Source organism: Micromonospora sp. NPDC047738 (genome assembly GCF_040642675.1).
In the GTDB taxonomy this organism is placed as follows: Bacteria; Actinomycetota; Actinomycetes; order Mycobacteriales; family Micromonosporaceae; genus Micromonospora.
Genome location: NZ_JBEYSO010000014.1, coordinates 77,762 through 90,616, shown reverse-complemented (window position 1 = coordinate 90,616; position 12,855 = coordinate 77,762). Strand labels below are relative to the sequence as shown.

Sequence of the window (12,855 nt, the reverse complement as noted above, 5' to 3'; positions counted from 1 at the left end):
GACGTTTAGATGATTACGGCCTTTCGTGGCATTTGTGGGAAACACGTATCCGCTGCTGGGGCCCGTCGTTGACCCGGGTGGCCGTATCGGTCGAGGCCGTCCTCGTGCCCATCGGGCGCGAGCGTCCGGCTCGAAACAGCGCGTGGTGATCCGCCGTACTGGCGGGTGCGACCGCCCGTCGGGGACGAACGGGAGAAACAATGAGCTTGATGACTGCGGGTAGCCGGGTGCTGATCACCGGCGGGACCGGTTCCTTCGGACAGACCATGGCGCGTCGGCTGCTGGACCGGGATGTGGCCGAGGTGCGCATCCTCAGCCGCGACGAGGCGAAGCAGGACGCCATGCGGCGCGTGTTCGGCGACGAGCGGCTGCGCTACTACGTCGGCGACGTGCGGGACCGGGACAGCGTGCTGCGAGCGACCCGCAGCGTCGACTTCGTCTTCCATGCCGCCGCCCTGAAGCAGGTGCCGTCCTGCGAGTTCTTTCCGCTGGAAGCCGTTCGTACGAACATCCTGGGCAGTGCCAACGTGATCGAGGGCGCCGCGGAGAGCGGGGTCAGCTCGGTGGTCGTCCTCAGCACCGACAAGGCCGTCTACCCGGTGAACGCGATGGGCATGAGCAAGGCCCTGATGGAGAAGGTGGCCCAGGCGTACGCCCGGAACAACCCGGACAGCGGGACCGTCGTGTCGTGCGTGCGGTACGGCAACGTCATGTACTCGCGTGGCTCCGTCATCCCGCTCTTCGTCGAGCAGATCAAGGCCGGTCGTTCGCTCACCGTGACGGATCCGACCATGACCCGCTTTCTCATGTCGTTGACCGACTCGGTCGAGCTGGTCGAGCACGCATTCCACAACGGCCGCCCTGGTGACGTCTTCATCCGAAAGGCCGCGGCGTGCACCATCGGGGATCTCGCCGAGGCGGTCTGCCAGCTCTTCGACGTGCCGTTCAAGCTCGAGGTGATCGGGGTCCGGCACAGCGAGAAGTGGGACGAGACGCTGGCCAGCCGCGAGGAACTGTCCCAGGCGCACGACTTCGGCGACTTCTTCCGAGTGCCGCTGGACGCGCGGGACCTCAACTACGCTCTGTACGTCTCAGAGGGCGCCCTCGGCGAGAAGGCGACCGAGGACTTCAACTCGGCCAATGCGCCGCGCTTGGACGTACCCCAGATCATGGACCTGCTGCGCACCTTGCCGGAGATCCGCGCGGAGCTGGCCCTGCGGGATCCGGTGCTGGCGTGCTGAGGCTCGCGCTCACCGGCGGCCAGGGCTTCCTCGGCTGGCACGTCCGGGTGCTCGCCCGCGCCCTGGGCTGGCCGGACCCGGTCCTGATCGATCGCGCCGAGCTGCTCGACGAGGCGACGCTGGCGGCGAAGCTGGACGGTGTCGACCGGGTGCTGCACCTGGCCGGGGTGAACCGGGGTGACCCGCGGGAGGTGGCTGCCGGGAACGTCGAGTTGGCTGCCGCACTCGTCCGCGGCCTGCGCCGCTGCGCCACCCAGCCCGGGACGGTGGTCTTCGCCAACTCGGTGCAGGCGGGTAACGGCACCCCGTACGGCGACTCCAAGGCGGTCGCCGCCGTCACCCTGGCGGCCGCCCGTCCCGACCTGGTGGATGTGCAGCTGCCCAACCTGTACGGCGAGCACGGCCTGCCCTACTACAACTCCGTGGTGGCCACCTTCTGCCGGATGCTCGCCGAGCAGCGGTCGCCGGAGGTGCACGAGGACCGGGAGCTGACCCTGGTGCACGTCACCGACGCGGCGGCCCGGCTGATGGGCGCGCCAGCGGGCGACTCGTGGGACGCCGGCATGCCGGGGCTGCGTACCGGGGTGCGGGAACTGGCCGACCGGCTCGCCGGATTCGCGGCGCTGTACCGGGGCGGCGAGATACCACCGCTGACCGATCGGCACGCCGTCCGCTTGTTCAACACCTACCGATCGCACTGCTTTCCGGCGCACTACCCGCTGCCGCTCACCCGCCGCGCCGACGCGCGCGGCGAGTTGGTCGAGACGGTCAAGGTGCACGGTGGCGGCGGCCAGACGTTCTGCTCCACCAGTCGTCCCGGGGTGGTCCGGGGTGAGCACTTCCACCTCGCCAAGGTGGAGCGGTTCTGCGTGCTGCGGGGCAGCGCCGAGATCCGGTTGCGCCGCGTCGGCGACGACGCCGTCGTCCGGTTCCCGGTGGACGGCGCCGAGCCGGTGGTGGTGGACATGCCGACGATGTGGGTGCACAACATCGTGAACACCGGCTCGGCGGAACTGCTCACCCTCTTCTGGACCAACGAGGTCTTCGACCCCGCCCGACCCGACACCTGGCCCGAGCCGGTGGAGTTGACCATCGCGGAGCCGGCCGTGGCGGCGGCGTAGGGAAGGAGCAGGCATGACCCGAGTGATGACGGTGGTCGGTACGCGTCCGGAGATCATCCGGTTGTCCCGGGTGTTGGACCGGTTGGACCGTACGGTGGACCACGTCCTCGTGCACACCGGGCAGAACTGGGACCACTCGCTGTCCGACGTGTTCTTCACCGAGCTGCGGCTGCGTGAGCCGGACCGGTTCCTGCGGGTGGACACCTCGTCGCTGGGGCGGGTGCTCGGCGGGGTGCTGATCGGCATGGAGGACGCCATCGCCGAGGTCCGGCCCGACGCCCTGCTGGTGCTGGGCGACACCAACAGCTGCATCGCCGCCCTGATGGCCCGCCGGATGCGGGTGCCCGTCTACCACATGGAGGCGGGCAACCGCTGCTTCGACCTCAACGTGCCGGAGGAGACCAACCGCCGGCTGGTCGACCACGTGGCCGACTTCAATCTGGTCTACACCGAGCACGCGCGGCGCAACCTGCTCGCCGAGGGGTTGCACCCGCGGCGCATCCTGCACACCGGGTCGCCGATGCGGGAGGTGCTGACGCACTACCTGCCGGACATCGAGCGCTCGACGGTGCTCGACCAGCTCGGGCTGGACGAGGGCGGGTACTTCCTGGTCAGTGCGCACCGGGAGGAGAACGTGGACCGGCCGGACCGGCTGGGCCGGCTGCTGGACTGCCTGCGGGCCGTCCGGGACGCCTGGGGCCTGCCGGTGCTGGTGTCCACCCATCCGCGTACCCGCAAGCGGCTGGAGGTGCTGGCGGCCGATGCGCTGACCCTCGACGGGATCACCTTCCACGAGCCGTTCGGGCTCATCAACTACGTCCAGTTGCAGCGCTTGGCCCGATGCACGCTCTCCGACAGCGGCACGATCAGTGAGGAGTCCGCGATCCTCGGCTTCCCCGCGGTGACGTTGCGCGAGTCGATCGAGCGGCCGGAGGCGCTGGACGCGGGCGGCATCGTGATGACCGGCCTGGACCCGACGGGGGTCGTGGAGGCGGTCGGCGTGGTGGTCGAGCAGGTCGCTGCCGACGGCGTGCCCTGCCCGGCCGACTACCAGGTGACCGACACCTCCCGCCGGGTGGTCGACTTCATCCTCTCCACCGTCCGCCGGCACCACGAGTGGGACGGCATCCGTCGCTGACCCGTCCGAGCCACGAGAAAAGGGCCGGGGGCCACGAGGTCCCCGGCCCTGTCAGGTGAGGTCAGCGGCCGATGACCGCCTGCACGGTTCGGGCGAGGATGAGCAGGTCGCCGAGGAAGCTGCGGGTCTCGACGTAGCGCACGTACATCTCCACCTTGCGAGGCAGCACCACCGACACGTAGTACTCCTCCGGCTGCGGCGCCCGGGCCAGCTCCGTTGACTCGTTGCGGTACGTGATCGACGCCGGGTCGGTGATGCCCGGCCGCACCGACAGGATGCGCCAGCGGGCCAGCGGCGGCCAGCAGTCGACGTACCTGCGGACCTCAGGGCGCGGACCGACCAGGCTCATGTGGCCGATCAGCACGTCGAAGAGCTGGGGGAGTTCGTCGAGCTTGCTCGCCCGCAGCAGCCGGCCGACCCGGGTGATCCGGGCGTCGGTGTCAGCGGTGACGGCGGCGCCGGGTCCGGCCCGCATGGTCCGGAACTTGCGGATGTGGAAGCTGCGCCCGGCCCGGCCGGCGCGTTCCTGCCGGAAGAGCACCGGCCCGCCGTCGTCCAGCCGGATCGCCAGGGCGATCACGGCCAGGACGGGGGCGCAGAGGATCAGGGCCGCCGCCGCGACGACGACGTCGAAGAGTCTTTTGATCACTGAAGCACCTTGTGGACGGTCGTGATGACGCGGTCGACCTGCTCGTCGGTCATGGCCGAGAAGATGGGCAGGCTGACCACGCGCGCGAACTCCGCGCTGGCGACGGGGAACATGGCATCGGTGAGGTGGTACCGGTGCCGCCAGTAGCTGTGCTGGTGCAGCGGGATGAAGTGCACGCTGCAGCCCACGCCGAGGCGGGACATCTCCTGGATGAACCCGTCCCGGCCGGGTGCCGCCTCCGGGCGTAGCCGGACCACGAAGAGATGCCAGGCGTGCACGTCGCCGGCGGGAGCCGGCGTGGGCAGGTCGAGGGGGAGTCCGGCGAAGGCCTCGTGGTACCAGCCGGCGATCTCCTCGCGGCGCGCTCGCATGGCCTCCGCGCGGTCGAGCTGGACCAGGCCGAGCGCGGCCGCCGGATCGGTGAGGTTGCATTTCCAGCCGGCCTCGACCACGTCGTACCGCCACGCCGGCCGGTCGCTGCGGTAGCGGTCGAAGCCGTCCCGGTCGAATCCGTGCAGCCGGGTGGTGCGGATCCGCCGGGCCAGGTCGGGGTCGCGGGTGACCACCATCCCGCCCTCGCCGGTGGTGATCGTCTTCGTCGCGTAGAAGCTGAACACCGTCGCCGCGCTCGGTCCGGCTCCGACGGCGACTCCCTGGCTGCTCGCCGGGAACGAGTGGGCGGCGTCCTCGACCACGGCCAGCTGGTGGCGCTCGGCGAACGCCCGCAGCTGCGCCGGGGCGACGAGCTGGCCGGCGAAGTGCACGGGCAGCACCGCGACGGTCCGTGGCGTGACCTTCCTTGCCGCGTCGACGAAGTCGATGTGCAGGGTCACCGGGTCGACGTCGACCAGCACCGGTTCGGCGCCCAGGTGCACGACGACCTCGGCGGTGGCGGTGAAGGTCCAGGTCGGCACCAGCACCTCCATGCCCGGCCCGACGCCGAGCGCCTCCAGGGCCAGGTGCAGGCCGGCGGTCGCCGAGTTCACCGCGACGGCGCTGATCCCCGGTCCACACTCCTCGGCGAACCGCTGCTCGAAGCGCGGCACCAACGGCCCGCTGGAGAGCCATCCGGAGCGGAGGGCGGCCGTGACTGCAGCGATCTCCTCCTCGCCGATGTCAGGCAACGCGAAGGGAAGGCTGCTGTCTCCCACCAAAACTCCTCTTTGCTGCCTTGGTCTGTTTTGCCTTGTCGGAGGTTAAACTCCCTTCGCCCCTTCTGGTGACTATTTGCCTATTTGCGAATATGGTTCGTGAGGTGACGAATGCGGGTCGGTCTGCTGACCCAGTGGTACGACCCCGAGCCGGGGCCGGCGGCGCTGCCCGGCACGCTCGCGCGCGGCCTCGCCCGACGCGGCCACACGGTCCAGGTCCTCACCGGCTTCCCGAACTACCCGACCGGCCGGCTGGCCCCGGGCTACCGGATGAGCCGGCGGCAGGACGAGGTGGACGCCGAGGGGGTGCGGATCCGCCGGGTCGCGCTCTACCCGAGCCACGACGACTCCCCGCTGCGCCGGCTGGCCACCTACGGCACCTTCGCCGCCTCGACCCTCGCCTCCGGCACCGACGCCCTGCGGGGCCTGGACGCGCTCTGGGTGAGCAACTCCCCGATCACCGTCTCGCTGCCGATGTGGTTCGCCCGCTACGCGCACCGGATCCCGGTGGTGCTGCACGTGCTCGACCTGTGGCCGGACAGCGCGCAGGCCAGCGGCTTCCTCGGCGCGGGGCGGCGGGGCGCGCTGCTGGCCCGGGGCATGGCCGGCTGGTGCGCGGCGATGTACCGGTCCGCCGCCCAGGTGGCGTACATCTCGCCCAGTGTCGGTGAGCTGCTGGTCCGCCGGGGGGTGCCTGAGCACAAGCTGGTGCACATTCCGATGTGGGCCGACGAGAAGCCTGCGGCCGCTCCGGGCGACCTCCGTGCGGAGCTGGGCCTGCGCGACGACCAGATCGTCCTGGTGTACGCCGGGACGATGGGGGAGGCGCAGGGGCTCGACGCCCTCGTCGACGCCGTGGCGATGGTCGACGACCCACGGCTGGTCTGCCTCTTCGCCGGCTCCGGGGGGTGCGAGGAACGCCTGCGTCGGCAGGTCGCGCAGCACGGGCTGTCGAACGTGCGGTTCCTCGGCCGGCTACCGGCCGAGCGGATGCCGGCGCTGCTGCGCACCGGCGATGCGCACGTGGTCAGCCTCCGGCCCACCGGCATGTCGGCGTACACGATGCCGAGCAAGGTCCAGGCGATCCTCGCCGCCGGCCGCGCGCTGCTTGTCGCAGCGGATGGTGACGCCGCAGCGGTGGCGTCGGCGAGCGGTGCGGGGATCACCGCCCGGCCCGGAGACCCCCACTCGATCGCCGACGCCGTCCGTGTGGTGTGCGGGCTGGGACGCGAGAAGCTGGACCTGCTCGGCCGGGACGGCCGGGAGTTCTACGACCGGGAGTACTCCCTGGCCTCCGGGGTACGACGGGTGGAGGAGGCGCTGCGCGCGGCCGCCTGGGCGGGCGGGCGCCGATGAGCCCGGTCGGCGACCTCGACGTCCTGCGCCCCGGTGACGTCCGCCGGGCCGCGGCGCTGCACGTCCGCGCGTTCGACCGGTTCTTCCTGTCCACTCTCGGCGAGCCCTTCCTACGCGAGTTCTACGCCGGCTTCGTCCAAGACCCCGACGCGGTCACCGCGGTCGCTCGGGACCCCGACGGCCAGCTGGTCGGCATGGTCGTCGGCACCGTCGCCCCGGAGCTGTTCTTCCGCCGGCTGCTGCGGCAGCGCGGCCCGCGGCTCGCGCTGGCGAGCATGCCGGCGGTGCTCCGTCGCCCGGCGGTGGCACTGCGGGTGCTGCGTGGGGTCGCCTACCGTGGCGATGCGCCGGTCGAGACCCGGGGGGCGTTGCTCAGCTCGATCTGCGTCGACCCCGCAGCCGAGCACGGCGGGCACGGGCGACGGCTCATCGACACCTGGTGGCAGGGAGTCCGTCGGCGGGGGGTGGCCTCGGCGTACCTGACCACCGACGCGGACGGCAACGACCGGGTGAACGCCTTCTACGAGCGGGCGGGCTGGACGCTGCGGGGCAGCTGGACCACCCGGGAAGGGCGGCGGATGAACTGCTACGCCATCTCGGCCACGCCGTCCGTGCCGCGCGTGGGCGAGCCGGCCGGCTGATCGGTACAGTGCGGCGACCGGCGGCGTGTGAGCCGCCCGACCGCAGGGAGTACCCGCCGTGTTGCACCTCCGGGTGATCGCACCGTCCGACCGGTCGTCCGCAGTGGTCGACATGTTGGCCGCGGAACCCGGCGTCACCCACCTCGCGGTGCTGTCCGGTGCCGCGCGGCAACCGCCGGGCGACCTGGTGCTGTGCGACGTGGTCCGGGAGAGCGCCGACGGCGTGCTGCGGCGGCTCCAGGAACTCGGTGTCGAGGCGCGCGGCGGCATCTCCGCCGACGACGTCGAGGTGACGCTCTCGGCGGCGGCGGAACGGGCCGCCCGGGAGGCGCCGGGGCACGGGGAGGATGCCCTGGTCTGGGACGAAATCGCCGCGAAGACCGGCGAGCAGACGGTGCTCAGCGGGACGTTCCTGGCTCTCATCATGGTGGCCACGATGATCGCCGGTATCGGCGTGCTGCTCGACCAGCCGATCCTGATCGTCGGGGCGATGGTGGTCGGCCCCGAATTCGGCCCGCTCGCCGCACTCAGCGTCGCACTGCTGCGGCGCAACTGGCGGGTGGTCGGCCGGTCGGTGCAGGCCCTGGTCGTCGGGTTCCTGGCCGCGATGCTGGTGACTGTGCTGAGCACCTGGGCGTTGACCGCGGCAGGTCTGGTCAGCCGGGCCACCCTGCTGGCGCCCCGGCCGCTGACCGACTTCATCTGGCGGCCGGACGCACTCTCCTGGGTGGTCGGTCTGCTCGCCGGTGTCGCCGGCATGCTCTCCCTGACCTCGAAGAAGTCCGGCGCGCTGGTCGGGGTGCTGATCTCGGTGACCACCGTGCCGGCCGCCGCGAACGTGGCCGTGGCGGCGGCGTACGGCGTATGGCAGGAGGCGGCAGGTTCGTCGCTCCAGCTGATGATCAACCTGCTCGCGATCGTGCTGGCCGGCCTTGCCACCCTGGTCGTACAGCAGCTGTGGTGGTGGCGAATCCGCCACCGGGCGGCCGGGTACCGGGCCGCCGGGGGCTGAGCCGGCTCAGCCCCAGTCGTCGCCAGCTGCCAGCCGCCGGGTGAGCAGGTCCCGCAGCGGCATCGACTCCCCGTCCCGGCCACCGCGCCCGACAACCAGTGGCGGCGGGGACGGCTCGGGGTCGGCCCCGAACAGCCGCGAGCGGAGGCTGGGCGGCACGGTCAGCAGGTAGAACCGGCCCTCGGCGTCGACCGCCCGGCTGCGCGCCCGGTCCACGTACCACCCAGTGAGGCGGGTGCGGTAGCGGGCGCGGCCGTCGTAGGACGTCACGGTCAGCCGGTCCGGGCGCAGGCCGCGCCGGGTCGCCTCGGCCGCGAACCGGGCCACCAACTCCGCCGCCTCGGCCTGCTCGGCGGCGCGCTGCCGGGCGTCGGCCTCGGCGTGCGCCCGCACCGCGCGGCGCTGCCGCTCCCGCCACTCCAGGCCGTCGTCCGCCACGCCTGCCACGGTACGCGGGCCTCGCCGGCCGCCGCCGGGACGCGCTCGCAGGACGGCTGACCGGGAGCCGTCCGGTGCCCGCGCCGCCTCAACCGGCGCGCCCGGTCCGCCCGCCGGTGCCGTCAGCTCCGGGCGGTCCGCTTCCGGTCGCGCTGTCGAGCTGACGCGTTCCGGCGATCCGTTGACGACATCAGCTCGACAGCGTGGCCCGAGGCTCAGGCCAGGCCGGCGCGGCGCAGCGCGTCCGCCATGGCGCCGTTGGCCGGGGCCGGTGCTCCGCCGCCGCGCCCCGGCCGCTGCTGCGGCCCACCGCGCGAGCCGCCCCGGTCCCCGCGCGGCGCACCGCCCTGGCCGCCGCCCTGACCGCCGCCCCGCGCGCCGCCGCCCTGGCCACCGCGCTCCCGCCGGCCGTCAGCCGGGCGGCCACCGCCGGCGGGCGCCTCGTCGTCCAGCCGCAGGCTCAGCGAGATGCGCTTGCGGGGTACGTCGACGTCGAGCACCCGGACCCGGACCACGTCGCCGGACTTCACCACGTCCCGCGGGTCCTTCACGAAGGTGTGCGACATGGCCGACACGTGCACCAGACCGTCCTGGTGCACGCCGACGTCGACGAACGCGCCGAACGCGGCCACGTTGGTGACCACACCCTCCAGCACCATCCCGGGCTTCAGGTCACCGATCGTCTCGACCCCCTCGACGAACGTCGCCGTCCGGAACTCGGGGCGCGGGTCGCGGCCGGGCTTCTCCAGCTCGGCGAGGATGTCGGTGACGGTGGGCAGGCCGAACGTCTCGTCGACGAAGTCGGTCGCCTTCAGTCCGCGCAGGATCCTGCTCTGCCCGATCAGCGAGCGGACGTCCTGCCCGGTGTGGGCGAGGATCCGCCGCACCACCGGATACGCCTCGGGGTGCACGCTGGAGGAGTCCAGCGGGTCGTCGCCGCCGGGGATCCGCAGGAAACCCGCGCACTGCTCGAACGCCTTCGGCCCGAGCCGGGGCACCTTCCTCAGGTCGGCCCGGGTGCGGAAGGGCCCGTTGGCGTCCCGGTGCAGCACGATGTTCTCCGCCAGCCCGGCGCCGATGCCGGAGACCCGGGTCAGCAGGGGAGCGGAGGCGGTGTTGACGTCGACGCCGACCGCGTTGACGCAGTCCTCGACCACCGCGTCCAGCGAGCGGGACAGCTTCACCTCGGACAGGTCGTGCTGGTACTGCCCGACGCCGATCGAGCGCGGGTCGATCTTCACCAGCTCGGCGAGCGGGTCCTGGAGGCGGCGGGCGATGGAGACCGCGCCGCGCAGCGACACGTCCAGCTCGGGCAGCTCCTGCGAGGCGTACGCGGAGGCGGAGTAGACCGACGCGCCGGCCTCGGACACCACCACCTTGGTCAGCTTCAGCTCCGGGTGCCGCTTGATCAGGTCGCCGGCCAGCTTGTCGGTCTCCCGGCTGGCGGTGCCGTTGCCGATCGCGATCAGCTCCACCCGGTGCGCCGCGGCCAGCTTGGCGAGGACGTCGATCGAGGCGTCCCACTGCCGGCGCGGCTCGTGCGGGTAGATGGTGTGGGTGGCGACCACCTTGCCGGTGGCGTCCACCACCGCCACCTTCACGCCCGTCCGCAGGCCCGGGTCGAGGCCCATGGTGGGCCGGGTGCCAGCGGGCGCGGCGAGCAGCAGGTCGCGCAGGTTGGTCGCGAACACCCGCACGGCCTCCTCCTCGGCCGCCTGCCAGAGGCGCATCCGCAGGTCCGCGCCGAGGTGGATGAGGATCCGGGTCCGCCAGGCCCAGCGCACCGTGTCGGTCAGCCACCTGTCCGCCGGGCGCCCCTGGTCGCTGACCCCGAACCGGCCGGCGATCGCCGCCTCGTACCGGGTCGGGCCGCTGGCCACGGCGTCGGAGTCACCCTCCGGCTCCGGGTCCATGGTCAGGTCGAGCACGCCCTCCTTCTCGCCGCGCAACATGGCGAGGATCCGGTGCGAGGGGAGCTTCGGGTACGGCTCGGCGAAGTCGAAGTAGTCGGCGAACTTGGCGCCGGCGCTCTCCTGGCCGTCGCGTACCCGGGAGACCAGCCGACCCCGCGACCACATCTGCTCCCGCAGCGTGCCGATCAGGTCGGCGTCCTCCGCGAACCGCTCGATGAGGATGGCCCGGGCGCCCTCCAGCGCGGCGGCCGGGTCGGCCACCCCCTGGTCCGCGTCGACATAGCCGGCGGCCGCGTCCCGCGGGTCCAGCGTCGGGTCGCCGAGCAGCGCGTCGGCGAGGGGCTCCAGCCCGGCCTCGCGGGCGATCTGCGCCCGGGTCCGCCGCTTGGGCTTGTACGGCAGGTAGATGTCCTCGAGCCGGGACTTCGAGTCGGCCGCCATGATCTGCGCTTCCAGCGCCTCGTCGAGCTTGCCCTGGGACCGGATCGACTCCAGCACCGCGGCGCGTCGCTCGTCCAGCTCGCGCAGGTAGCGCAGCCGCTCCTCGAGGGTGCGCAGCTGCGCGTCGTCGAGTGAGCCGGTGGCCTCCTTGCGGTATCGGGCGATGAACGGCACGGTGGCGCCGCCGTCGAGCAGCTCCACGGCCGCCCGCACCTGGCGTTCGGCGACGCTGAGCTCGTCGGCGATCCGCTGATGAACAGACTGGGTCACGATCTGATCCGCCTTCTCGGGTGGGTTCCGTCGTGCATTCTGCCGTCCGCCCCGGACGCTCCGCGCCCCGGCGCACCCACCGGCGTGGATCGGCCGCCGATATCACGAAAACGGACTTACGGCATCAGAAGTCCCTCTAGCCTCCTAACCAGGTGATTCCTCCGTCCAACTGGAGCCCGGGTGAGTGCTGAGAAGCTGGTCGTGATCGGCCAGGGTTACGTCGGTCTGCCGCTGGCCATGCGGGCCGTCGAAGCGGGCATGGACGTCGTCGGTCTGGACGTCGACACCGACCGCGTCAAGCGGCTCGCGTCGGGTGAGTCATTCGTGGAGGACATCCCGGCCGACCGGCTCGGCCGGGCGCTCAGCAGCGGCCGGTACCGGCCGAGCGCGGAGTACCCCGATGCCGAGGGCTTCGACGTCTGCGTGATCACGGTGCCGACCCCGCTGCGGGACGGCACCCCGGACCTGAGTTACGTGGAGCAGGCCGGCATCGGCATCGGCCCGTACGTCCGACCGGGCTGCGCGGTGGTGCTGGAGTCGACCACGTACCCGGGCACCACCGAGGAGTTGCTGCGTCCGCTCCTGGAGTCGGCCAGCGGACTGCGCAGCCCGGGTGACTTCCACCTCGGCTACAGCCCGGAGCGCATCGATCCGGGTAACCCCACCTGGCGGCTGGAGAACACCCCGAAGGTGGTTTCCGGGGTGGACGCGGCGTCGCTGGCCCGGGTGGACGAGTTCTACCGCCGCCTCGTGGCGCGCACGGTGCCCGTGGCCTCGACCCGGGTGGCCGAGCTGACCAAGCTGATCGAGAACACCTTCCGCCAGGTCAACATCGCCCTGATCAACGAGCTCACCATGCTCTCCCACCATCTGGACATCGATGTGTGGCAGGCGATCGAGGCCGCCGAGACGAAGCCGTTCGGGTTCATGCCGTTCCGGCCCGGGCCCGGCGTCGGGGGGCACTGCCTGCCGATCGACCCCTGCTACCTCTCCTGGCAGGTGAAGCGGCGGCTGGGCCGGCAGTTCCGCTTCATCGAACTGGCGAACGACGTCAACCACGAGATGCCCGAGCACGTGACGCAACGGATCATGGCCGGGCTCAACCGGACCGGCCGCGCGGTCAGCGGTGCCCGGCTGCTGCTGCTCGGGCTGGCGTACAAGAAGAACACCGGCGACATGCGCGACTCGCCGGCCGTGGAGGTGGCCCGGCGGCTGCGCGACCTCGGCGCGGAGGTCCGGGCCGTCGAGCCGTACGCCGAGCCGCACCACATCCCCGGCGGGGTGCTGGTGGTGCGGTTGACCGAACAGGAGGTCGCCGCGGCCGACGCGGTGGTCGTGGTGACGGATCACGACGTCTTCGACTACGACATGGTGACCAGGCACGGGCGCTATGTCTTCGACACCCGTAACCGGTGCGCGGGGCCGGCGGTGGAGCGCCTGTAGGACACCGGGCCGCCCGGCCCGGACGCCGACCCGTCGCTGCT

The 12,855-nt window shown here is 72.2% G+C and carries 11 protein-coding genes; 7 read left to right on the top strand and 4 right to left on the bottom strand.

The genetic code is table 11. From position 1 onward, the window contains the following. The first annotated feature begins 209 nt into the window (after positions 1 to 209). Genes ABZ783_RS22180 through wecB form a run of 3 tightly spaced genes read left to right on the top strand, consistent with a single transcriptional unit; the run spans position 210 to position 3,500 of the window. Positions 210 to 1,241 carry a polysaccharide biosynthesis protein gene (locus tag ABZ783_RS22180; protein ID WP_357441325.1) on the top strand — a complete coding sequence of 344 codons (1,032 nt, stop codon included), beginning with the start codon at positions 210 to 212 and terminating at the stop codon, positions 1,239 to 1,241. After that, complete coding sequence (locus tag ABZ783_RS22175; protein ID WP_357441323.1) at positions 1,235 to 2,362, top strand: NAD-dependent epimerase/dehydratase family protein; 1,128 nt, start codon at positions 1,235 to 1,237, stop codon at positions 2,360 to 2,362. Before ABZ783_RS22180 ends, ABZ783_RS22175 begins: the two co-directional genes overlap by 7 nt. Before the next feature lie 13 nt (positions 2,363 to 2,375). Beyond that, the gene (wecB, locus tag ABZ783_RS22170) at positions 2,376 to 3,500 is read left to right on the top strand and encodes a UDP-N-acetylglucosamine 2-epimerase (non-hydrolyzing) (protein WP_357441321.1); all 1,125 of its coding nucleotides are present in this window, start codon (positions 2,376 to 2,378) and stop codon (positions 3,498 to 3,500) included. A gap of 61 nt (positions 3,501 to 3,561) precedes the next feature. On the opposite strand, the gene ABZ783_RS22165 is transcribed toward wecB, so the two are convergent. Beyond that, on the bottom strand, positions 3,562 to 4,149 hold the full coding sequence (locus ABZ783_RS22165; protein ID WP_357441319.1) for a sugar transferase: 588 nt from the start codon (positions 4,147 to 4,149) through the stop codon (positions 3,562 to 3,564). Continuing rightward, the gene (locus ABZ783_RS22160) at positions 4,146 to 5,300 is read right to left on the bottom strand and encodes a DegT/DnrJ/EryC1/StrS aminotransferase family protein (RefSeq protein ID WP_357441316.1); all 1,155 of its coding nucleotides are present in this window, start codon (positions 5,298 to 5,300) and stop codon (positions 4,146 to 4,148) included. The genes ABZ783_RS22165 and ABZ783_RS22160 overlap by 4 nt, the downstream gene beginning before the upstream one ends. Positions 5,301 to 5,411: 111 nt before the next feature. Here ABZ783_RS22160 and ABZ783_RS22155 point away from each other — a divergent pair, with 111 nt between their 5' ends. From ABZ783_RS22155 to ABZ783_RS22145, 3 genes are read left to right on the top strand one after another with little or no spacing between them, the layout of a single operon-like run. Then, positions 5,412 to 6,656, top strand: coding sequence for a glycosyltransferase family 4 protein (locus ABZ783_RS22155; RefSeq protein ID WP_357441314.1), 1,245 nt, complete (start codon positions 5,412 to 5,414; stop codon positions 6,654 to 6,656). Next, the gene (locus ABZ783_RS22150) at positions 6,653 to 7,297 is read left to right on the top strand and encodes a GNAT family N-acetyltransferase (protein ID WP_357441311.1); all 645 of its coding nucleotides are present in this window, start codon (positions 6,653 to 6,655) and stop codon (positions 7,295 to 7,297) included. Before ABZ783_RS22155 ends, ABZ783_RS22150 begins: the two co-directional genes overlap by 4 nt. A gap of 58 nt (positions 7,298 to 7,355) precedes the next feature. Then, positions 7,356 to 8,309, top strand: coding sequence for a DUF389 domain-containing protein (locus ABZ783_RS22145; RefSeq protein WP_357441308.1), 954 nt, complete (start codon positions 7,356 to 7,358; stop codon positions 8,307 to 8,309). A 6-nt stretch (positions 8,310 to 8,315) separates the two neighbouring features. Here the strand turns inward: ABZ783_RS22145 and ABZ783_RS22140 are convergent, their stop codons facing one another. After that, the gene (locus ABZ783_RS22140) at positions 8,316 to 8,747 is read right to left on the bottom strand and encodes a hypothetical protein (protein ID WP_357441306.1); all 432 of its coding nucleotides are present in this window, start codon (positions 8,745 to 8,747) and stop codon (positions 8,316 to 8,318) included. Between the two features lie 215 nt (positions 8,748 to 8,962). Beyond that, entirely contained in the window at positions 8,963 to 11,371 is a 2,409-nt protein-coding gene (locus tag ABZ783_RS22135; RefSeq protein WP_357441304.1) for a Tex family protein, read from the bottom strand. A 180-nt stretch (positions 11,372 to 11,551) separates the two neighbouring features. Here ABZ783_RS22135 and ABZ783_RS22130 point away from each other — a divergent pair, with 180 nt between their 5' ends. Then, a complete protein-coding gene (locus tag ABZ783_RS22130) occupies positions 11,552 to 12,814 on the top strand; it encodes a nucleotide sugar dehydrogenase (protein ID WP_357441302.1) in 1,263 nt (420 codons plus the stop codon). Positions 12,815 to 12,855 lie beyond the last annotated feature (41 nt).